Source organism: Erythrobacter donghaensis (genome assembly GCF_001557325.1).
In the GTDB taxonomy this organism is placed as follows: Bacteria; Pseudomonadota; Alphaproteobacteria; order Sphingomonadales; family Sphingomonadaceae; genus Erythrobacter; species Erythrobacter donghaensis_B.
Genome location: NZ_LSJS01000237.1, coordinates 1 through 22,551 on the forward strand (window position 1 = coordinate 1; position 22,551 = coordinate 22,551).

17 protein-coding genes and 1 pseudogene are annotated in these 22,551 nt (G+C 65.7%); 12 read left to right on the forward strand and 6 right to left on the reverse strand.

What is annotated here, in order from left to right; translation table 11 throughout:
* The first annotated feature begins 182 nt into the window (after positions 1-182).
* From AX692_RS14350 to AX692_RS14380, 7 genes are all read left to right on the forward strand, one after another.
* Positions 183-668: an A24 family peptidase gene (locus AX692_RS14350; protein ID WP_073975560.1), complete on the forward strand. Its 486-nt coding sequence runs from the start codon at positions 183-185 to the stop codon at positions 666-668.
* Between the two features lie 89 nt (positions 669-757).
* Positions 758-1,876, forward strand: a complete 1,119-nt coding sequence (gene cpaB / locus AX692_RS14355; protein WP_073975561.1) for a Flp pilus assembly protein CpaB — start codon at positions 758-760, stop codon at positions 1,874-1,876.
* Positions 1,877-1,918: 42 nt separating this feature from the next.
* A complete protein-coding gene (locus AX692_RS14360) occupies positions 1,919-3,568 on the forward strand; it encodes a type II and III secretion system protein family protein (protein WP_081095354.1) in 1,650 nt (549 codons plus the stop codon).
* Between the two features lie 18 nt (positions 3,569-3,586).
* Positions 3,587-4,270: a CpaD family pilus assembly protein gene (locus AX692_RS14365; protein WP_073975563.1), complete on the forward strand. Its 684-nt coding sequence runs from the start codon at positions 3,587-3,589 to the stop codon at positions 4,268-4,270.
* A 3-nt stretch (positions 4,271-4,273) separates the two neighbouring features.
* Entirely contained in the window at positions 4,274-5,557 is a 1,284-nt protein-coding gene (locus tag AX692_RS14370; RefSeq protein ID WP_073975564.1) for a pilus assembly protein CpaE, read from the forward strand.
* 114 nt (positions 5,558-5,671) lie between these two features.
* Positions 5,672-6,643 (forward strand): type II secretion system F family protein, encoded by a 972-nt coding sequence (locus AX692_RS14375; RefSeq protein ID WP_073975565.1) that lies wholly within the window; start codon positions 5,672-5,674, stop codon positions 6,641-6,643.
* Between the two features lie 19 nt (positions 6,644-6,662).
* Positions 6,663-7,673 (forward strand): type II secretion system F family protein, encoded by a 1,011-nt coding sequence (locus AX692_RS14380; protein WP_073975566.1) that lies wholly within the window; start codon positions 6,663-6,665, stop codon positions 7,671-7,673.
* A gap of 24 nt (positions 7,674-7,697) precedes the next feature.
* Here the strand turns inward: AX692_RS14380 and AX692_RS14385 are convergent, their stop codons facing one another.
* The 5 genes from AX692_RS14385 to AX692_RS14405 form a co-directional block, all read right to left on the reverse strand.
* A complete protein-coding gene (locus AX692_RS14385) occupies positions 7,698-8,186 on the reverse strand; it encodes a MarR family winged helix-turn-helix transcriptional regulator (RefSeq protein WP_073975567.1) in 489 nt (162 codons plus the stop codon).
* The gene (locus AX692_RS14390) at positions 8,179-9,051 is read right to left on the reverse strand and encodes a crotonase/enoyl-CoA hydratase family protein (protein ID WP_073975568.1); all 873 of its coding nucleotides are present in this window, start codon (positions 9,049-9,051) and stop codon (positions 8,179-8,181) included. Before AX692_RS14390 ends, AX692_RS14385 begins: the two co-directional genes overlap by 8 nt.
* Before the next feature lie 100 nt (positions 9,052-9,151).
* Positions 9,152-9,937 carry an SDR family NAD(P)-dependent oxidoreductase gene (locus AX692_RS14395; RefSeq protein WP_073975569.1) on the reverse strand — a complete coding sequence of 262 codons (786 nt, stop codon included), beginning with the start codon at positions 9,935-9,937 and terminating at the stop codon, positions 9,152-9,154.
* A 26-nt stretch (positions 9,938-9,963) separates the two neighbouring features.
* Positions 9,964-11,133: an acetyl-CoA C-acetyltransferase gene (locus tag AX692_RS14400; RefSeq protein ID WP_073975570.1), complete on the reverse strand. Its 1,170-nt coding sequence runs from the start codon at positions 11,131-11,133 to the stop codon at positions 9,964-9,966.
* A gap of 153 nt (positions 11,134-11,286) precedes the next feature.
* Positions 11,287-11,835, reverse strand: coding sequence for a hypothetical protein (locus AX692_RS14405; RefSeq protein WP_073975571.1), 549 nt, complete (start codon positions 11,833-11,835; stop codon positions 11,287-11,289).
* 287 nt (positions 11,836-12,122) lie between these two features.
* Between AX692_RS14405 and AX692_RS20230 the strand changes: the two genes are divergently transcribed.
* The 4 genes and pseudogenes from AX692_RS20230 to AX692_RS14415 all read left to right on the forward strand — a co-directional run bounded on the left by AX692_RS20230 (position 12,123) and on the right by AX692_RS14415 (position 18,547).
* Positions 12,123-12,464, forward strand: a complete 342-nt coding sequence (locus AX692_RS20230) for a hypothetical protein (protein WP_196490057.1) — start codon at positions 12,123-12,125, stop codon at positions 12,462-12,464.
* Between the two features lie 19 nt (positions 12,465-12,483).
* Positions 12,484-12,576 (forward strand): annotated as a pseudogene (locus AX692_RS20575) (hypothetical protein); the annotation flags it as partial.
* Between the two features lie 60 nt (positions 12,577-12,636).
* Positions 12,637-15,198 carry a TonB-dependent receptor domain-containing protein gene (locus AX692_RS14410; protein ID WP_196490056.1) on the forward strand — a complete coding sequence of 854 codons (2,562 nt, stop codon included), beginning with the start codon at positions 12,637-12,639 and terminating at the stop codon, positions 15,196-15,198.
* A 250-nt stretch (positions 15,199-15,448) separates the two neighbouring features.
* Positions 15,449-18,547 carry a TonB-dependent receptor domain-containing protein gene (locus AX692_RS14415; RefSeq protein ID WP_081095355.1) on the forward strand — a complete coding sequence of 1,033 codons (3,099 nt, stop codon included), beginning with the start codon at positions 15,449-15,451 and terminating at the stop codon, positions 18,545-18,547.
* An 87-nt stretch (positions 18,548-18,634) separates the two neighbouring features.
* Here the strand turns inward: AX692_RS14415 and clpB are convergent, their stop codons facing one another.
* Positions 18,635-21,211: an ATP-dependent chaperone ClpB gene (gene clpB / locus AX692_RS14420; protein WP_073975573.1), complete on the reverse strand. Its 2,577-nt coding sequence runs from the start codon at positions 21,209-21,211 to the stop codon at positions 18,635-18,637.
* 207 nt (positions 21,212-21,418) lie between these two features.
* On the opposite strand from clpB, the gene AX692_RS14425 reads away from it, so the two are divergent.
* The coding region (locus AX692_RS14425; RefSeq protein ID WP_196491800.1) for a penicillin acylase family protein at positions 21,419-22,551 on the forward strand (1,133 nt) is incomplete at its 3' end.

Here is a 22,551-nt window from a genome sequence, read left to right on the forward strand (position 1 = left end):
GGAATCGCCCGGCGGTCGATCGCCGCTTCGCGCACCGCCGCGCTCATGGCGCGCTTCCGGCGCGCGGGGCTGCCGAACCGGAAAGTGTGGTTACTATTTGGTAAGTCATAACCTGTAGCAAGTGTCCCATTGAAGGACGGTCTGCGCACGGCGCACGGCCATGCTCCGGGGGACGACGCAAGATGAATACCATTTCCTACGGTCTGCTTGCCGGCTTGGCAATTGCGCTGGTCATCGCCGCCTTCACCGACATGCGCCGCCGGCAGATCGACAATTGGCTGAACGCCGCGATCGCGCTGACGGCACCGGCGTTCTGGTGGGCGAGCGGGCTCGAACTGTGGCCGGGCGTAGCGATCCAGCTGGGCGTGGCGACGGCGGCGTTCTTCATCCTCGCCGGGCTGTTCGCGATGAAGGTGATGGGCGGCGGCGATGTGAAGCTGCTCACCGCGCTGGCGCTGTGGGTTCCGCCCTTCGTTTTCATGCAGCTGCTCTTGATCATGTCGCTCGCCGGCGGCGCGCTGACGATCGTGCTGGCGAGCTGGCACATCATCCGCGGCGAGCGCGACAAGATCAAGATTCCCTACGGAATCGCCATCGCTTTCGGCGGACTGTGGGTGCTGTGGGCCAACTATTTGCCGGGCCTCTCCTTCGCCGCGCACTCCGCATAACCCGATTTTAACCAGTGAAGCCTTACGCACTGCAACCATACCTGCCCGCTAACCAACCCACGGGCCTTTACGAGGGGGCTATTTGAGCCATGGATAGGAAGAAACTGGTTCTGCTGCTCGGTGCGCTGATCATCGCGATCGGGACGGCTTTCGCCGCGCGCAGCATGTTCGCCGGAGGCGCCGCTCCCGATGCAGAGGCTGCCGCCGTGCCCTCCGGCCCGCGCGTGCTGGTCGCCAAGCGGGCGCTGACCGCGGGCACCATCATCACCGCCGATGCGCTGGGCTTCCAGCCCTGGCCCAAGGAACTGGTGCAGGACGCCTACTTCATCGACGGCGAGGCCGACATGAACAAGCTGCTGGGCACCGTGGTCCGCTTCCCGATCACCGCAGGCGAGCCGGTCACTCAGGGTGCGCTGGTCGCGCCGGGCGATCGTGGCTTCCTTGCTGCCGCGCTCGGGCCGGGCATGCGCGCCGTTACGGTGCCGGTGTCGGCCACCACCGGGGTTGCCGGCTTCGTCTTTGCCGGCGACCGGGTCGACCTGGTGCTGACCCAGCAGGTCGACGGTTCGGGCGACGTCGCCCCGCTCAAGGCTGCCGAAACCGTGCTGCGCAATCTGCGCGTGCTCGCCACCGACCAGACGGTCGAGAAGACGGTCGACGAGAACGGCAAGACCCAGGTCACCGAATTCCGCACGGTCACGCTCGAAGTGACCCCCAAGATCGCCGAGAAGATCGCCGTGGCCCAGACCATCGGCACGCTCAGCCTCGCGCTGCGCTCGATCTCGGACAGCGAATCCGAGCTCGAACGCGCCGTGGCATCGGGCGATGTGCAGATCCCTGCGGGCGCCACGCCCGAGCAGGAAGAGCGCATCCTCAAGGCCGCGATGGCGCGCCCTGTCGACAAGGGCTCGACCTTCGTGACCGGCGGCGACGTGTCGCGCTTCCAGCGCAGCACCGTGCCGCCCAGGGGCGGACAGCAACAGGCGGCCCCGGCCCCCTCGGCGCCCGCTCCGTCGCGCCGCGCCGCCAGCGATCCCAGCGCCCCGGCCCCGGTCTATCGCGGTCCGAGCGTCCGCGTCACCCGCGGCAAGGAAACCACCGAGGAAAGCGTCCGCTCCGGCACCGGCGCGGTCATCTCCAGCCAATCCAGCGGCGTGAAGCGTGCCGGGCAGACCCTGCCCAGCGCCGGTGCGACCGTGGTCTTCTGAGGACGAAGGGCAATGTCGATCAATCCCGAGGGGGGTCAACCCATGACACGCAAGTTCAAGCTCAAGCTGCTGGTGGCCGCGATGGCAGCGGTGCCGATGGCGGCGATGCCCGCCACCACCGCAACCGCGCAGCAGGTCGTCCGCCCGTCGCAGGAAATCGTCCTGTCGATCGGCAAGGGCGAGCTGGTGACGGTGCCCGGCACGATGGCCGACGTGTTCGTCGCCAACGAGGAAATCGCCGACGTCCAGGTCAAGTCGCAGCGCCAGCTCTACGTCTTCGGCAAGTCGGGCGGTGAGACCACGATCTACGCCAGCAACGAACGCGGCGACGTGATCTTCTCGGCCAACATCCGCGTGGGCTCCAACATCGGCAGCATCAACCAGATGCTCGCCATGGCGATGCCCGATGCCAAGATCAGCGTGTCGACCATGGGCGCCAGCACCGTGCTGCTGACCGGCACCGTCGGCGCCCCCGAGGATGCCGCCGAAGCCGAACGGCTGGTGCAGGCCTTCCTCGGCAAGGAGGCGAATGTCATCAGCCGCCTGCGCACCGCGACCCCGCTGCAGGTCAACCTCCAGGTCAAGATCGCCGAGGTCAACCGCTCGCTGCTGCGCAGCATCGGCGGCAACCTCCAGACCTTCGACAGCACCGGCGGCTTCCGCTTCGGCGTGGGCACCGGCGGTCGCTCGATCGTGACCGGCGAATATGGTCTCGGCGGGCCCTTCGCGACCGGCAACAACATTCTGAACCCGACCATCACCGTGCCCGTCATCGGCGCCAACGGCCTGCCGCTGTTCAACGAAGACGGCACGCCGGTGACGCAGGATATCCTTGGCACGGCGGTCAACAGCAACAACGGCACGACCCTGTCGGGTCTGGGCCGCCTGTTCGGCATGGACATGCTCGGCGCGCTCGACCTGTCGGAGCGTCTGGGCCTCGTCTCGACCATCACCGAACCCAACCTCACCGCGCTCTCGGGCGAAACCGCGACCTTCCTTGCGGGCGGCGAGTTCCCGGTGCCGATCTCGCAGGGCCTCGGGCAGGTGTCGGTCGAGTTCCGCCAGTTCGGCGTCAGCCTCGCCTACACCCCGACCGTGCTTTCGAACGGCCGCATCTCGATGCGCGTGCGCCCGGAAGTCTCCGAACTGTCGACGCAAGGGTCGGTCACGCTCAACGGTTTCCAGGTGCCCGCGCTGACCACCCGCCGCACCGAGACCACGGTCGAGCTGGGCTCGGGACAGAGCTTCATGATCGCCGGCCTGATGAGCGCCAACTCGCAGAACGCGCTCGACAAGGCTCCGGGCCTGGGTGACGTGCCGATCCTCGGCAACCTGTTCCGCAGCCGGCAGTTCCGCAAGGGCGAGACCGAGCTGGTGATCATCGTCACCCCCTATCTGGTGAAGCCGGTCGACGCCAAGGACATCAAGCTGCCGACCGACGGCTTCCATACGGCCAAGGAACTCGATCAGCTGATCGGCTACCGTGAGAACGCGGGCGTCTCGGGCGAAGTGCGCCCCGGGCCGAGCGCGGCCCAGCCCGATGCGCCGGCCCCCAAGGTGAGCGAGGTCGATCCGGCCGCGATCGTGCCGACCGGCGAGGAAAAGCCGCGCCGCGCCGAGAAGAAGGCCCGTCGTCCCGAGCGTGCCGCCAAGGCCGATGCTCCTGCCGCCGCCCCCGGTTTCAGCCTCTAACGCGAGAAAGGTGCCACAATGCCGAATGCACGATTGAACCGGCCGGCCCGCGTGCCCGCCCCCACGCTCAGGCTTGCTCTCGTGGCTGTGCTGGGCCTCGGCCTTGCCGGCTGCGGCGGGATGCCCGAGAACACCTCGCTCTACAGCGTCAAGCAGCCGGTGGTCGAACGCACCAACATGGTGCTCGATGTCAACACCAACGCCTCGGGCCTGCCGATCTCGGAACAGCAGCGCCTCAACGGCTGGTTCGAGACGATGAACCTGCGCTACGGTGACCGGATCGCGATCGAGAACCCGAGCCAGAACCCGGCGGTGACCGCCGCGGTGCGCGACCTTGCGGCGCGCTACGGGCTGCTGATCAGCGACACGGCCCCCGCCACGCCCGGCTTCATCCAGCCGGGCCAGGCGCGCGTGGTCATCACCCGCTCGAGCGCCAGCGTTCCCGGCTGCCCCGACTGGTCGGCCAAGTCGGACATGAACTACAACAACGGCACCAGCCCCAATTTCGGCTGCGCCGTGAACAGCAACATCGCCGCGATGGTGGCCGATCCGCAGGACCTGCTCGAAGGCAAGCAGGGTTCGGGCGAAACCGTGATCGCGACCTCGAACAAGGCGATCTCGACCTATCGTGAACAGGATCCGACCGGCAAGGGCGGCCTGCAGCAGACCGGTGCCACGGGCTCGGGCGGAGGAGGTAACTAAGCCATGAATGCTCCCTGGAAATCCGGCATCCCCGGCAACCGCGACCCCTTCTCGGCCTATATCTGCGACGACAACGCGCTCGACGTGCTGCGTCCGGTGGTGATCGAGCTCGGCTGGCAGCCGGAAAAATGCAACAAGGGCGGCCTGCGCAATGCGGTGCAATCGCTTTCGGTCAGCGCCTCGCCGGCGATCCTCGTGGTCGACCTGTCGGAAAGCGGCGACCCGCTCAACGACATCAACGCGCTCGCCGAAGTGTGCGAGCCGGGCACGGTGGTGATCGCCATCGGCCAGGTCAACGACGTGCGCCTCTACCGCGATCTGCTCGCGAGCGGGATCCATGATTACCTGCTGAAGCCGCTCTCGCCGCAGGCCGTGCACGATGCGCTGAACCAGGCGCTGGCGGTGTTCATGAGCCCCAAGGCCGGTGATGCCGATGGGGCCAAGCGCCACGTCTCGACCGCGATCGTCGGCACCCGCGGCGGCGTGGGCGCATCGACGCTCGCCACCTCGCTCGCGTGGCTGTTCGCCGAACAGCACAAGGCTTCGACCGCGCTGCTCGATCTCGACGTCCACTTCGGAACCGGCGCGCTCGCGCTCGATCTCGAGCCCGGCCGCGGCCTCACCGACGCGATCGAGAACCCGAGCCGCATCGACCCGCTGTTCATCGAGCGCGCCATGGTGCGGGCCGGGGACAATCTGTCGATCCTCTCGGCGGAAGCTCCGATCAACCAGCCGCTGATGACCGACGGCGCTGCCTTCGTGCAGCTGGAGGACGAGTTCCGTCAGGCGTTCGAGATGACAATCATCGATCTGCCGCGCAACATGCTGATCAACTTTCCGCAGCTGCTGGCCGACGTGAACCTGGTGATGCTGACCTGCGAGTTCACCCTCGCCTCGGCGCGCGACACGATCCGCATCCTCTCGTGGCTCAAGACCAACGCGAGCCATGCCCATCCGATGATCGTCGCCAACAAGGTGCAGCCGAGCCTCGCCGAGATCAGCAAGGCCGATTTCGAGGCCTCGATCGAGCGCAAGGTCGACTTCGTGATCCCCTACGACATCAAGGCGGCCTCGAATGCGGCGAAGCTGGGTCAGGTGTTCGTCGATGCCAACCGCTCGAGCAAGGCGAGCGCGGCGATCCGCCAGATCGCCGAGCGCGTGATGGGCGTGAGCACGGACGACATGCCCGCAGCGTCCGGCGGCGACAAGAAGTCGCTGCTCGGCAATTTCGATCTGAAGGCGATGCTCGCCAAGAAGCCGAAGGTCGATCTGACCAAGGCGGACTGATCGCCGCACGGCAGGGCGTGCGGGGCACGGCGCAGGGCGCCGGCCCCGTCTCCCGGCGGCACATGAGGACAGGAACCCGCCATATTGCGGCGGTGCGAGGCAGGAAACGACAGCATGGACTTCTTCCAAACCCTGCTCATCACGCTGGTGATCTTCGCCGTGCTCGTCGCGGGCTATGCGGTTATCGCCGGGTCGGGGGTGACCAAGGCGCAGAAGCGCCGAATGCAGGCGGTGCGCTATCGCCACTCCGAAAGCCTCGATGCCAAGGTCGACGCGCAGTTCAAGCGCGCCGTCGCCGCGCGCAAGCCCAAGACCTACAAGGTCGCCGGCTCGGGCTCGCGCCTGGAAGCGCTGCAGGTGCGCCTCAACCGCACCGGCAAGAGCTGGACCGTCTCGCAATATCTCTACATCTCGATCGGCCTTTCGCTCGCGATCGCGGTGCTTGTCTTCGTGCTGAGCCAGGCCCCGCTGCTGTCGCTCGGGGTCGGGCTGTTCGTGGGCGCGGGGCTGCCGCACCTGGTGGTCGGGTTCCTCATCAACCGCCGCACCAACCAGTTCATCAACAAGTTCCCCGACGGCATCGAGCTGCTCGTGCGCGGGCTGCGCTCGGGTCTTCCCGTGACCGAGACGCTGGGCATCGTGGCAAGCGAAGTGCCCGGCCCGGTCGGATACGAATTCAAGAGCGTGATCGACCGCATCAAGGTCGGCAAGACCATGGAGGATGCGCTTCAGGACACCGGCGACAAGCTGGGGATCCCGGAGTTCAACTTCTTCACCATCACCCTGGCGATCCAGCGCGAGACCGGGGGCAACCTTGCCGAAACGCTCTCGAACCTTGCCGACGTGCTGCGCAAGCGCGCGCAGATGAAGCTCAAGATCAAGGCGATGAGCTCGGAATCCAAGGCCTCGGCCTATATCGTCGGCTCGCTGCCGTTCCTCGTGTTCGGCGCGATCATGTATATCAACCCGAACTACATGTACCCCTTCTTCACCGACGACCGCCTGATCGTCGCCGGGCTGGGAGCGGGCGTGTGGATGGGTCTTGGCGTGTTCATCATGGCCAAGATGGTCAACTTCGAAATCTGAGCGCGGGGGCACCGGAACCATGATCGATCAACCCGCCGGACCCACGCTGCTCGGCTTCGACGTCATCCTCGTCGGGACGATGCTGGTTGCCATGGCCGCCTTTGCGACCATGCTGGCGATCTATGCCGCGGTGACGATCCGCGATCCGATGGCCAAGCGCGTCAAGGCGCTCGAGGCGCGGCGCGAGCAGTTGAAGGCCGGGATCGTCACCTCGGCCACCAAGAAGCGCACCAGCCTGGTGCGCCGCACCGACACGACCGACAAGGTCAAGAACAGCCTCGACAGGTTCAACGTCCTCCAGGACAGCCAGATCAAGGCCATCCAGCAGAAGCTGGCGCACGCGGGCTACCGCAACAAGGAACTCGCGGTGCTGATCATCGGCATGCGCGCGATCATGCCGATCGTGGTCGGCGGGATCATGGGCCTGTTGATCTACGTGGTCGAATTCTGGCCCGACTGGGGCCCGTTCACCCGGCTCGGCGCCTTCGCGATGTCGGTGTTCCTGTCCTACAAGGGCCCCGAACTCTACCTCAGCAACAAGGCGAGCAAGCGCACCAAGGAAATCCAGAAAGGCCTGCCCGACGCGCTCGACCTGCTGGTGATCTGCGCCGAGGCGGGTCTGACCGTGGACGCCGCCTTCAACCGCGTCGCCAAGGAATTGGGCCGCGCCTATCCCGAACTGGGCGACGAATTCGCGCTCACCGCGATCGAACTCTCGTTCCTCAACGAACGGCGCATGGCGTTCAACAACCTCGCCTACCGCGTCAATCTGGAAGCGGTGAAGGGCGTGGTGACCACCATGGTCCAGACCGAACGCTACGGCACCCCGCTCGCGAGTGCGCTGCGCGTGCTGTCGGCCGAATTCCGCAACGAGCGCATGATGCGCGCCGAGGAAAAGGCCGCGCGCCTGCCCGCGATCATGACCGTGCCGCTGATCGTGTTCATCCTTCCCACGCTGTTCGTGGTCATTCTCGGCCCCGCGGCCTGTTCGATCAGCGACAACCTCGTCAATTCGAACGTCGGCAAGTAACAACCCGGGACGGCCGGAGCGGGATCAGTCCTGCTCCGGCCCTTCGCGCACCGGCCCGCCGAGCTGCTCCGCCCGCGCCCTGAGCCGCGCCAGCAGCGCGCGCAGGTCCGCCTCCTGCCCGCCGCCGAAGCCTTCGAGCAGCTCGCGCTCGGTCGCCCGCGCGAGCGGCATCACCTCGGCATGGATCGCGCGGCCCTCGGCCGTCAGCGCCAGCAGGTGCGAGCGGCCGTCGCCGGGATTGGGCAGGCGCGCGATCAGCCCGCGCTCTTCCAGCACCTTGACCGCGCGGTTGACCGCGACCTTGTCCATCACCGTCGCCGCGGTCAGCGCGCGCTGGGTCAGCGCGCGCCCCGCGGCCTCGGCATCGCCCAGCACTGCCATCACCCGCCACTCGGGGATCTTGAGACCGAAGCGCTTGCGGTAACGTTCGGCGATCAGGCTGCTGACGGCGTTGGAGGTGACCGACAGCTGGTATGGCAGAAAGCCTGCCAGCTCGCCCCCCTCCTCACTCATAGGGGCGATCGTCCCACCAGGGGTAGAAATCGGGCATGTCGGCGCTGACCTTGCCGGGGTACATGGCGCGGCGCTTCTCGAGGAAGCTCGCGATCCCCTCCTTCGCGTCGGCCCCGCGGCTCAGGCGGTAGATCGCCCGGCTGTCGATCTTGTGGGCTTCCATCGGGTGATCGGCGCCGGCCAGCCGCCACATCATCGCCCGCGTCATCGCCACCGAGATTGCCGAAGTGTTCTCGGCAATCTCGCGCGCGAGGGACTGAGCGGCGAAAAGCAGATCCTCGGGCGCGTGGATCGAGCGCACCAGCCCCCCCGCCTTCGCCTCCTCGGCATCGAAGATGCGCCCCGTGTAGCACCACTCCAGGGCCTGCTGGATGCCGACGATGCGCGGCAGGAACCAGCTCGAGGCGGCCTCGGGCACGATCCCGCGGCGGGCGAAGACGAAGCCGTAGCGCGCGGTGCTGCTCGCGAGGCGGATATCCATGGCGAGCTGCATCGTCGCCCCCACCCCCACGGCCACGCCGTTGCAGGCGCTGATCAGGGGCTTCTTCGATTCGAACAGGCGCAGCGTCAGCAGCCCCCCGCCGTCGCGCACGCGCGGGTCGGAGAGGTCGTCGACCTCGGTCGGATCGGAGAAGACGTGCCCGCCGCCCTCCGGCGTCAGGTCTGCGCCGGCGCAGAAGGCCCGTTCACCCGCGCCTGTAAAGATCACCGCGCGTACCGCATCATCGGCATCGATATCATCCATCGCCGCGATGATCTCCTGCCCCATGGTCCGCGTGTAGGCGTTCATCTTGTCGGGGCGGTTGAGCGTGACGGTGGCAATGCCATCGGCCTTGGCGACAGTGATCTGGGTGTATCGGGTCATGGGGTCCCTCTCCTTTGCGGTCTGTGATGCCATGGCTTGCGCAAAAGAAAACCCCCGCAAAAGCGAGGGTCTTCCTTGTGTCGCAATGACGGCTTGGCGCTTAGCGCGGGGCCATCCTGATCGCGCCGTCGAGGCGCACGTCCTCGCCGTTGAAGTAGCCGGTCTCGATCATGCACATGGCGAGCTTGGCATATTCGGTGGGGATGCCGAGGCGCTTGGGGAAGGGCACGCTGGCGGCCAGCGCGTCGCGCACGTTCTGGGGCGCTGCGGCAAGCAGCGGGGTGTCGAAGATGCCCGGCAGGATGGTGTTGACCCGGATGCCTTCGTTCATCAGGTCGCGCGCGATCGGCAGGGTCATGCCGATCACACCCGCCTTCGAGGCCGAGTAGGCCGCCTGGCCGATCTGGCCGTCCTCGCCCGCGACCGAGGCGGTGTTGACGATCGCCCCGCGCTCGCCGAATTCGTCGAGCGGGTCGAGCGTCAGCATCCCTGCGGCCGACTTGGCGATGCAGCGGAAGGTGCCGATCAGGTTGACCTGGATCACGAAGTCGAAAGCGCTGATCGGGAAGTGCTTGATCGAACCGTCTTCCTTGCTGCGGCTGGCAGTCTTGATCGCGTTGCCGATCCCGGCGCAGTTGACGAGGATGCGCTCCTGCCCGTGGGCCTCGCGCGCCTTGGCGAAGCCGGCGTCGACGTCCTCGTCCTTGGTCACGTTGACGAGGCAGAACACGCCGCCGATTTCCGCGGCGAGCGCTTCGCCCTTCTCGGCGTTCATGTCGAAGATCGCGACCTTCGCGCCCTTGGCCGCGAGCGCGCGCGCGGTGGCCGCGCCAAGGCCCGAGGCCCCGCCGGTGACGACCGCGGGGGTATTGGCTGAAACTTCCATGGTTCTTCCTCTCAGGTAGGGGTTTGTCAGAGCGCTTCGATGATGGTGACGTTGGCGACGCCGCCGCCTTCGCACATCGTCTGGAGGCCGTACTTCTTGCCGCGTGCGCGCAGCGCGTGGACGAGGGTCGCCATCAGCTTGGTGCCACTCGCGCCGAGCGGATGGCCGAGCGCGATCGCGCCGCCATTGACGTTGAGCTTGGACGGATCGGCACCGGTGTGCTTGAGCCAGGCGAGCGGCACCGAAGCGAAGGCCTCGTTGACTTCGAACAGGTCGATGTCGTCGATGCCGAGCCCCGCGCGCTGCAAGGCGCGGTCGGTGGCGAACAGCGGCTCTTCGAGCATGATCACCGGATCGCCCGCGGTGACGGTGAGGTTGTGGATGCGCGCCATCGGGGTCAGGCCATGGGCCTTCAGCGCCGCCTCGGACACCACCAGCACCGCCGAGGAGCCGTCGCAGATCTGGCTCGAGGAGGCCGCGGTGATCGCGCCGTCGGGCGAGAGCAGCTTGACGCCAGCAATGCCCTCGAGCGTCGCATCGAAGCGGATGCCTTCATCGACGGTGTGCATCTGCGTGCCGTCCGGCGTCTCGATCTCGACCGGCACGATCTCGCCGGCGAAGGCCCCGCCCTGCGTCGCGGCGATCGCCTTCTGGTGGCTGGCGAACGCGAAGCGGTCGAGATCGTCCTTGGTGAAGCCGTGCTTCCTGACGATCATCTCCGCGCCCATGAACTGGCTGAAGTTGATGCCGGGGAACTTCGCTTCGATGCCGTCGGCCTTGTGATAGAGGCCTTCCTTCGCGTGGAGGGTGACGTTGGAGCCCATCGGCACGCGGGTCATGCTCTCGACCCCGCTCGCGATCACGACATCCTGCGTGCCGCTCATCACCGCCTGCGCGGCGAACTGGATCGCCTGCTGGCTCGAGCCGCACTGACGGTCGATGGTGACGGCCGGGGTCGACTGGGGGAGCAGCTTGCTCGCCAGCACGCCCATGCGCCCGACCTGCAGCGCCTGCTCGCCCGCCTGGCTGACGCAGCCGGTCACCACGTCGTCGATCGCCTTGGGGTCGATACCCGAGCGCTCGACGATCGCATCGAGCGACTTCGCCAGCAGATCGACCGGGTGCACGCCGGCCAGACGCCCGCCGCGGCGACCGCCCGCGGTGCGGACGGCTTCGACTATGTATGCAGTGCTCATGATCTCTCCTCCGTGACGGCGCTCGCGGCCGGGAATGGATCGATCGGTTGCCGATCGCCACTCGCTTGGGCCTTCGACTATTGAAGCCGCGAGGCCAAATCAAGCGTGATGGATCGCGGCACGGAGCGGCCCCGGCGAAAGCCGCGGCGACGATCAGTTCAGGCGCTTGACCCTGATTGCGCGGCGCCCGCCGATGCTCGCCTTGAAGCTGCCGAGCGCGGCGGTTTCGATCACCACCTTCTCGCCCGCCTTGGGCTCGCCGAGCACCGGGGCGTTGTCGGTCTGCAGCCAACGTGCGCCGTTCGCCAGCGTGATGAGCGCACGTCCGGTCGCATCGATCCGGAACGCGGCGAGGCTGTCCTCGATCCGGCGGATCTCCTCGGGCTCCGCGTCCTTGCCCTTGTCGCGCTTGCGGAACAGGTCGATCTTGGGGAGCGAGAAGCCGAACAGATCCCGCCGCGCCCTGGTGACGACCTCCTGGTCCACGATCACCACCTCGTTGTTCGCCTCGGCCGCTTGCAGCGCCGCGACCTCGCGGTCGTAGCAGGCGAGGCGGGCCGCATCCTCGGCGATGGTGCGGCAGGCGAACACCGGCGATGCGGCACCCGGCGCGGCCTCCTGCGCGGCGGCGGGCAGCGCCGCGAGCGCCGCGAGCGCCGGAATGAGCACCGCGCCTGACGCGGAAAGGCTGCGGCTGCGCATAGTCTGTCCCTCCCGATGGCAGGCCGAAAAGGCCGTTCGTGGCCCGGTTTGGCCCGATAGCTCGCAATCTGCAAGCTGTGGCATAGAAGTAACACACCGCAACATTCGGACACGCGAATGCAACGCGAACTTCCCATGCGGCCAGCCTTGGGCGATTCAGGCGTCATGGAGGGCGCGACTTTTGTCGCTTTTCCAATCATGCCCTCGAGGTGCCAGATCTGCGGAGGACCCCTGCCGTTGAGACAGAACAGAGCAAGCGCTTCGAGAACAACCGGAGGAACACAGGAATGAGAAAGCTAGACTCACTGAAGCTCGGTGCTGCCAGCCTCGCGCTGGGCATCGCTTTGGCAGCGTCGCCGGCATATGCCCAGGACCAGGTCGCCGATGACAGCGCGGCGGCCGAGGAAGAGGGCCGCGCCATCGTCGTCACGGGTTCGCGCATCGCTTCGGCCGAAGTCGAATCTCCCGCGCCGCTGCAGATCGTCAACGAGCAGCTGATCGAAGACTCGGGCGTCATCAACATCCAGGAGCTGCTGCTCGAAAACCCGGTTTTCGGCGCCCGCTCTCAGCCGTACCAACGCGGCGTTCCTGACCTCGGGTACCGGCATCGCCACGATCGATCTGCGTGACCTCGGTTCGGACCGCACGCTGGTTCTCATCAACGGCCGCCGCGTCGTCTCGAGCCTTGCCGGCTCCTCGACGGTCGACCTCAACGTCATCCCGACCCAGTTCCTGCAACAGGTCGACATCCTGACCGGCGGCGCCTCGTCGCTCTACGGTTCGGACGCCGTCGCGGGGGTCGTGAACTTCATCTACAAGACCGATTTCGAAGGCATCGACGCCAACGCGCAGTACAATATTACCGAACAGGGTGACGATGCGCGCTACCAGGCGAACGTGACTGTGGGCACCAACGTCGCCGACGGTCGCGGCAACATCATGGTCCACTTCGGCTACTCGAACGAGGAAGGCCTGCTGTCGCGTCAGCGCGCCAACACCCGCGTCGACGACATCGATTCGGTCTTCTTCGGAGGCGATTTCGGCGTTCCGACCGAGCCGTTCTTCTCCTCGTTCCCGCCGCAGGGCCGGTTCATCGTGGGTCAGCGATTCAATGGCGACGGCGACGTGATCGGCTCGCTGTACAACTTCACCTACGGACCTAACGGCTTGCTGCAACCCTGCAGCACCACCAACGGAGCCAGCTGCGTCAGCGGTGCCGCTGCTATTGAGGACGATCCGGATACGCCAGGCGTCAACGAGGCATCGCCGGCCGTGCCGAACATCGGTGCCGGCATCGGTCCTAACGGCTTCAACCGCCAGAACTTCCGGACCCTTGCGGTTCCGGTCGAACGTTACCTGTTCGCCGCGCGCGGCACCTATGAAGTTACCGATGATGTGAACTTCTTCTTCGAAGGCACGTTCAACAACACTTCGTCGTCGCGGATCATCGAGCCGTTCCCGCTGGAATCCGGCGGTGCCAATGGGATCTTCCCGACTGGCGGCGGCTACAACATCGAAAACTTCCTGCCGGGCACCAACACAATTGTCGTCAACCCGCTGGTTCCTCAGGCGATTGTCGATAATGCCAATGACACCAATGGCGACGGTCTGCGCGACATCGGCTTTGTGCGTCGTCTGTCGGAATTCGGTAACCGCACCGGTTCGACCGAGCGCAACTTCTACCGCTTTGTGGTGGGTCTTGAAGGCGCCCTGTTCGACAACCGCTTCAACTGGGACCTCAGCTATAACTACGGCCGTGTGACCGAGAACCAGATCTCTTCGGGTCAGGTCAACGTCGTGAACTTCCGCGACGCGCTCGCAGTGCGGGCCGAAGTGGGCGACGAAAACGGCAACGGCATCGCCGGTGAAGCAATCTGTATCGACGACGAAGCTCGCGCCAATGGCTGTGCTCCGGCGAACATCTTCGGTGCAGGCTCGCTGTCCCAGCAGGCGGTCAACTACATCGCCGCGCAGGGCACCTTCCAGACCGGCATCACCCAGCAGGTCGTGCAGGGCAACATCTCGGGCGAACTGTTCGAACTGCCCGCAGGGCCGGTCGGCATCGCGGTCGGCTTCGAGTACCGCAAGGAATCCTCGTTCGAGGATAACGATGCGCTGACCAATGCCGGCCTGAACGCGGGCAACGTGCTGCCCGACACCAGCGGTTCGTTCGACGTGGCGGAAGCCTACGGCGAACTTCGCGTCCCGCTGCTGTCCGAGAAGCCGTTCTTCGAACTGCTCGAAATCGGCGGCGCGGTTCGCGTGTCGGACTACTCGACTGTCGGTACGACCTTCAGCTGGAACGTGACCGGCACCTGGCAGCCGATCGAGGACATCCGCTTCCGCGGCACCATCGCCGAAGCGGTCCGCGCACCCAACGTGGCGGAACTGTTCTCGGGCCTGTCGCAGACCTTCCCGAGCGGCCTTGTCGACCCCTGCGTCGGCATCGGCGCCACGGGTGGCGGCGCGCTGGGTGACAACTGCCGCGCCGATCCGGGCGTGGCCGCGAACATTGCCGCCAACGGCGTGTTCACGCTCAGCCAGCCCGACATCCAGGGGATCTCCGGCTTCAACGGCGGCAACCCGAACCTCGGTGAGGAAACGGCCCGCTCGTACACTGCCGGTGTGGTGATCAACCCGCGTTCGATCAATGCCCTGCGCAACCTGACGATCACGGGTGACTACTACGACTACACGATCGACGACGTGATCTCGGGCTTCCCGCGGCAGTTCTCGCTCGACCAATGCTATGCGCAGGGCAACCAGACCTTCTGCGATCTGATCGTCCGTCGTCCGACCGCGACGTCCAACAACAGCGCGGGCTCGATCGACCTGATCAACGCGCTGTCGGTCAACGCGGCGGTGCTCAAGACCTCGGGCTTCGACATCACCGCACAGTGGTTCACCAACCCGGGCTTCTTCGAGAACGACCGTCTGACCCTGCGTGGGGCCTACACCCACGTCATCGAGTACGACTTCTTCTCGCTGCCCACGGCCGCTCCGGATCCGTCGGATGGTGAAATCGGGACTGCGGCGGATCGTTTCACCGCCAACGTCGCCTACCAGACCAACGATGTCCGCCTGACCTTCAACGGCACCTTCATCGGCAAGTCGTTCGTTGACGACCAGTTCGACGGGCCCCGCGCCTACTCGGTGCCGGCGGAGTTCTACCTCGACGCGCAGGCGACCTTCTTCGCCAACGACGAATTCGAGGTCTACCTCGGTGTCGACAACCTGCTCGATAACGACGCTCCGAACATCCTGAACGGGATCCCCGGCAACGTCACGGGTGCGGACACGGCTGCCGACGTCTACGACGTGTTCGGCCGCCGCTACTACGCGGGCGTCCGCCTCAAGCTCTGACGATCGGACTTCCGATCTGATCATTCATGCGGCGAGGCCCTCGGGTCTCGCCGCATTTTTTGTGGCCGAGCGCGGGAGCGTCGCGGCGCATGAGCGGCAATCTGCCCGCACCATTTGTTGCAAACGCGCAACATCTATGAAGCTTCTGTGAATGCAAGCGTGCTTCGCACTGGCAGATGGTTACGATAGGAGGCAAATCTCTCCCCCTGAGCGCAACTTCCGCACTCAAATCACCTAGGGGACGAAATCAATGAGAAACTTGACGGCTTTCGGCCGCCGTGTTGGCCTGTTATCGGGCGTGGGCCTCGCCGCCTTCGCATTCGCTTCGCCTGCTCTTGCGCAAGACGCCGAGGATGAAGAGGCAGTCGTCACCACCGAAGAAGCTCCGGAGGAATCGAAGGGCATCGTGGTTACCGGCTCACGTATTCGCCTGCCCAACCTGACGCCGACCGAGCCGACCAACACCATCGACGGCGCCTACATCGAGAATCGCAACTTCATAAACGTTGCGGATGCTCTGAACGATTTGCCGCAGATCCGTGGTTCGGTTACCCCGGATGGCGGTCAGTCGGCCTTCGGTCAGGGCGTGAACTTCATCAACAATTTCGGCCTCGGCACCAACCGCACTCTGACGCTGGTCAATGGCCGCCGCGTGGTTTCGGCCAACACCCCATCCCTGTTCGGCCCGGCCGCACCCGGTCTGCAGGTTGACCTCAACATCATCCCGACCGCGCTGGTGAAGCAGATCGACATCGCATCGACTGCGGGTGCGCCGGTTTACGGGTCGGACGCAATCGCGGGCACCGTCAACATCATCCTCGATGATCAATACGAAGGCCTTTACCTCAACGGCACCACGAGCATCACCGAAGAAGGTGACGGCTTCAGCTATCGGTTCGAGGGTGTCTATGGCACCAGTTTTGCCGATAATCGCGGGCACCTCCAAGTTTCGTCGTTCTACACCCAGACCGATGGGATTTTGCAAACCGCGCGTCAGGTCTTCCGTGACGAAATCGAAACCCAGCAGAACACCATTCTGACTGGCCGTATCAACCCCAACCTGCCGCTCAACACCAGCGCGACTGATGGCGTGCCGGACACCGTACTGTTTTCACCGTCGCGCATCTTCGCGCTGACGCCCCTCGGCCTTATCATCAATGGCCCCGGCGGTGTGACGACGGCGGGCAGCGATGTTGACGGTATCTTCAACAACGCGGTTGGCGCCTTCCAGTTCAACGCTGCCGGCAACCTGGTTCCGTTCAATCCGGGTACGCGTCCGTTGAATACGAACGGGACTGCTAACGGCATCCGCGGCATTGGTGGCGATCCCGCGTTCCAGTTCTCCGACTTCGGCCAGCTGACATCGGACCTGCGTCGCTTCGGGGCCAACCTGTTCCTGAACTACGACGTCACCGATAACATCAACCTCTTCGTCGAAGCGCAGTACTATGACGCGCGTGCGGACGAACTGGTGCAGCAGCCGACTTTCAACTCGACGCTGTTCGGTGGCCTCAGCAGCGCGCTGACCTTCACTCTGGACAACCCGTTCCTGAACGATCAGGCGCGCGGTGTGCTGCAGGCGGCCGGTGTGACCAACACCTTCACGGTTGCACGTGCAAACATCGCGTTTGCCGACTTGACCGGCTTTGCCGAAACCGAACTCCTGCGCGGCGTCGTCGGCGCGCGCGGTGATTTCCAGCTCGGCGAAAAGGACTGGAACTGGGAAGTGTCGTTCAACTACGGCAACACCGATATCACTGACTTCCGTCAGGACATCAACGCCCAGAACTTCATCAACGCCACCAACGTGACGCGCAATGCGCAGGGCCAGATCGTCTGCAATGCCACGCCGACGACCCGCACCCAGGCAGCGTTTGCACCGGTGGCAGATGCCCGCTGCGTCCCGCTGAACTTCTTCGGTGACCAGGCAAGCGCGGCTGCGATCGACTACATCGTCGAAGACTCGGCATCAATGTCGTCGCTCGAACAAGTCGTCGTCAACGCCAACGTTGGCGGCACGCCGTTCGCGCTGTTCGGCAATGATGTCGGTCTGAACATCGGTTACGAATATCGCCGCGAATCGGGTGATTTCCGTCCATCGGAGTTCGACCGTCAGGGCCTTGGCCGCGGTGCAGCAGTCTCACCGGTGTCGGGCTCGTTCGAGCTGAACGAAGTGTTCGGCGAACTTTACGTTCCGCTGATCACTCCGGAAAACGACGCACTGATTGAATCCGCGATCGTCTATGGCCGTGGTCGTTACGTCGACAACACCATCAACGGCGGGTTCTTCTCCTGGGCCGCCGGCGGCAGCATTGCCCCGGTGCGTGACATCGAATTCCGGGGGAACTTCACCCGTTCGTTCCGCGCCCCGGCGCTGACCGAACTGTTCCTGCCGCGTTCGAACGCCTTCGGCTTCATCCCCGACCTGTGCTTGCCGCAGTCGATCACGGCGGCACCCGACCAGCAAGTGCGTCAGCGCAACTGCGATGCGTTCCTCGGGGCGTTCCCGAACATCTCGCGTCCGCAAATCGCCTCTCAGGCGTCGATCCCGATCGTCTCGGGCGGTAACCCCAACCTCGATAACGAACAGGCCGACAGCTGGAGCGTCGGGGTTATCGTGAAGCCCTGGTTCCTGCGGAACTTCTCGCTCACGGTCGACTACATCAACATCTCGATCTCCGACCCGATCGCGAGCTTGACGACCGCGCAGATCAACTCGGCCTGCTTCGACAACCCGGTCTTCGACACCAGCGATCCGGCGAACGGCAACCAGTTCTGTTCGCTGATCCGTCGCGATGCGACTGGTGAAGTGATCAGCGATCCGCAGAACCCCGGCGTGACCACCGGCTTCGTGAACGGCCAGTCGATCGACTACGAAGGCATCGTTGCCTCGATGCTCTATGCGTCGTCGCTGGAGAATCTCGGGATTCCCGGTACGCTCCAGCTGCGTGGCGACCTCAACGTCACCCTGTTCCGTCAAACCAACATCACCGGCATCGCGCCTGTGCCGACCCACGGGACGATTGGTGACGAACAGTTTGTCGGCCAGCTTGCCGCCAACTACCTCGGCAAGAACTGGGGCTTCGGTTCGGTGGTCAACTACACCGGCGAAGGCCTGTTCTCACGGGTTGGCCGCACGCCGGACGCACGTGAGTTCGACCAGCTTGAAGACTTCGTGACGGTCGACTTCAACGTCTACTTCGAGACCAACGACAACTTCCGTCTCAACTTCGTGGTCAACAACGCGTTCGACCGTCGTTGTCAAAGTTACTTCGGGTTCTGTATCCCGGCGTCGATCAACGATGCGTTCGGCCGCACCTTCTCGGCAAGCGTAACGAAGAAGTTCTGATCCGAACGGACACCAAATGGAAAGGCCCCGGGAAACCGGGGCCTTTTTTGTGGCGCGTCACCGGTTGTGGCGGCGGCGGAGTGCTGGTCACCCCACCGCCATCACCAGCGCCCCATCGCCCTCGTCGATTTTAAGCGTGCTGCCATCAGGCAGCTTGCCTTCGAGCAGCATCTCGGCGAGCGGGTCCTGCAGGTAGCGCTGCACCGCTCGCTTCAGTGGCCGCGCCCCGTAGACCGGGTCATAGCCCACCCGCCCGAGCCAGCGCAGCGCCGCATCGGTGAGATCCAAGGTGATCTTGCGATCGGCGAGCAGCTTCTGGACGCGCCCGACCTGGATCTCGACGATCGGCGCCATGTGCTCCTGCGCTAGGCGGTGGAACAGGATGATCTCGTCCAACCGATTGAGGAACTCGGGCCGGAAGTGCCCGCGGACCACGTCCATCACGTCCTTCTCGACCGTCTCCACCCCGGCCCCGTCGGGCAGGTTGGCGAGATACTGGCTGCCGAGGTTGCTGGTCAGGATGATCAGCGTGTTGGCGAAGTCGACCACCCGGCCCTGCCCGTCGGTCAGGCGCCCGTCGTCAAGCACCTGCAACAGCACGTTGAACACGTCCTGATGTGCCTTCTCGACCTCGTCGAACAGCACCACCTGATAGGGACGGCGGCGCACGGCCTCGGTGAGCACGCCGCCCTCTTCATAGCCGACATAGCCCGGAGGCGCGCCGATCAGGCGGGCGACGGCGTGCTTCTCCATGAACTCGCTCATGTCGATGCGGACCATCGCGCTGTCGTCGTCGAACAGGAACCCGGCCAATGCCTTGGTTAGCTCGGTCTTGCCGACGCCCGTGGGGCCGAGGAACAGGAACGAGCCCAGGGGCCGCCCCGGGTCCTGCAACCCGGCGCGGGCGCGGCGGACGGCCTTGGACACGGCCTCGATCGCCTGCGACTGGCCGATCACGCGCTTGCCGAGGATGCTCTCCATCGCCAGCAGCTTCTCGCGCTCGCCCGCCATCATCTTGTCGACCGGCACGCCGGTCCAGCGGCTGACCACCCCGGCGATGTCCTCCTCGGTCACCTCCTCGCGCAGCATGGCGTTGGCGGCCTGGCCTTGCGCCTCGGCGAGCTGCTTTTCGAGCTGGGGGATGCGCCCGTAGGACAGCTCCCCCGCCTTCGCGAGGTCGCCCTCGCGCTGGGCCTGCTCGAGCTCGAGCCGCGCGGCGTCGAGCGCTTCCTTGATCTTGCCCTCGGCCTCGATCTTGTCGCGCTCGTTCTGCCAGCGGGTGGTGAGTTCGGCCGATTGCTGTTCGAGGTTCGCGAGCTCCTCACGTAAGGCCACCAGCCTGTCCTTCGAATTGGCGTCGGTCTCCTTCTGGAGCGCCTGTTCCTCGATCTTGAGCTGGATGATCCTGCGGTCGAGCGCCTCGATCTCCTCGGGCTTGCTCTCCACCTCCATGCGGATGCGGCTGGCGGCCTCGTCCATCAGGTCGATCGCCTTGTCGGGGAGGAAGCGGTTCTGGATGTAGCGGTCGGAGAGCTTGGCGGCCGCGACAATCGCGCCGTCGGTGATGCGCACGCCGTGGTGCAGCTCGTACTTGTCCTTGATGCCGCGCAGGATCGAGATCGTGTCCTCGACGCTCGGCTCGGCGATGAACACCGGCTGGAACCGCCGCTGGAGCGCGGGGTCCTTCTCGACGTATTTCTGGTATTCATCGAGCGTGGTCGCGCCGATGCAGTGCAGTTCGCCGCGCGAGAGGGCGGGCTTCAGCAGGTTCGAGGCGTCCATCGACCCTTCGCTCGCGCCCGCGCCGATCAAGGTGTGCATTTCATCAATGAACAGAATGATCTGCCCCTCGGCGTGCTTGACCTCGTCGAGCACCGACTTCAGCCGCTCCTCGAACTCGCCGCGGTACTTCGCGCCCGCGATCAGCGCGCCCATGTCGAGCGACATGAGCGTGCGGCCCTTGAGGCTGTCGGGCACGTCGCCATTGGCGATGCGCAGCGCAAGGCCCTCGGCGATCGCGGTCTTGCCGGTGCCGGGTTCGCCGATCAGCGCGGGGTTGTTCTTGGTGCGACGCGCGAGGATCTGGATGGTGCGGCGGATCTCCTCGTCGCGGCCGATGACGGGATCGAGCTTCCCGTCGCGCGCGGCCTTGGTGAGATCGCGGGCGAATTTTTCCATCGCGTCATAGGTGCTCTCGGCCCCGGCGCTGTCTGCGCGCTTGCCGCCGCGCAGCGCCTCGATTGCGGTGTTGAGCGATTGCGGGGTGACGCCGGCGGCCTTCAGGGCCTCGCCCGCAGGCGTCGGCGAGAGGGCGAGCGCGGTCAGCATCCGCTCGACCGTGACGTAGGAGTCCCCCGCCTTGTCGGCGAGCTGCTCGGCCTGGTCGAGCAGGCGCACCGCGTCATTGTCGAGACCCGGGGTGGCCTGCGCCCCGCTGCCGGTGACAGCGGGGATCTTCGACAGCCCCGCGTCCACCGCGGTCGCCGCCAGCGGCGCCTGTCCGCCGGCGCGCTGGATCAGCCCGGCGGCCATGCCCTCGCTGTCCTCGAGCAGCGCCTTGGCGATGTGCAGCGGGGTGATGCGCTGGTGATTGAGCCGGATCGCGACGGTCTGCGCGGCCTGCAGGAAGCCCTTCGCGCGATCAGTGAATTTCTCCAGATTCATGGTGGTCCAAACCCTCCAAATGTACCGCCAGCAAATAGTGTTGCACTTTGGCAACACAAGCCCCCGCCCGCAAAAAGGTCGGCGGGAGGTGTATTACCCGACTAGGTGGGTTCAATCCGCGCGCAAGGCAAGAGGCTGCGTGGCCGCTTGACCGCGGCCCTCGCCCAAGCGATGGAAGAGCCGCGTGATTTGGGAGAGAAATCCGTCATGAAATGGGTGAAGCGCGGCGGTTTTGCGCTGGTGGTTCTGGTCGTGCTTGCCTTCGCGGTGCTCGCCACCTGGGAGCCTGTGATGATGGCGAGCGCCGCCTCTCCGGCGGGCACGCGGACCTATTCGGCCGAGATCATCCGCGACGAATGGGGCGTGCCCCATATCACCGGCAAGACCGACGCCGATACCGCCTACGGCGTCGCCATCGCCCATGCCGAGGACGATTTCTTCACCCTCCAGGACGTGGTCGCCATGAGCCGCGGGCGATACGGCGCGATCGCGGGCGAGGACGGGGCGAAGTTCGACTACGCCTACCACCTGCTCGACGCGCGCGGCACGGCGGAGCGGGAGTACCCGGGGCTCCCCGCCGACACCCGCGCATTGTTCGAAGCCTATGCGGCGGGCCTCAACCAATATGCCGAGGAGCACCCGGAGGAGCTGAAGCTCGCCAATCTCTTCCCCGTCGCCGGGATCGACGTGGCCGCCGGTTTCGCGCTGCGCCAGCCCTTCTTCTTCGGGCTCGACGGGGTGATCGGGCCGCTGGTGGCGGGCGAGGAGCTGCGCCGCGAGCATGGCCCCGACATCCCCGGCTTCCCCCGCCCGCCGCTGGAGGCGTCCGCGCCTGCGCCTGCCGCCGCGCCGAGGCAGGCGCGCACCCTGGTGCTGCCGCTCGGCGAGGATGCCGAGCACCTCGGCTCCAACGCCTTCGCGGTCGCGCCTGCCAAGGGCGGCGGCACGACGACGCTCGTCTCCAACTCGCACCAGCCGCTGCGCGGCGGGGTGGCGTGGTATGAACTCGTGGTCGAAAGCGGCGAAGGCTGGCACTTCGCGGGCGCGAACTTCCCCGGTTCTCCTTTCCCCTTCCTCGGCCACAACGAGCATCTGGGGTGGACCAACACGGTCAACACCCCCGACATGATCGACGTCTACCAGCTCGAGCTCGACGAAACCGGCAAGCGCTACAAGCTCGACGGCGAATGGCGCGATCTGGAAAGCGAGTGGGTGACGCTGCCGGTCAGGATGGGGCCGGTCGTCCTGCCCGTCCGCAAGGAAGTGCTGCGCTCTGTGCATGGCCCGGTCATCAAGAACCCCAAGGGCGCCTTCGCGGTGCGTTATGGCGGGATCGGGCA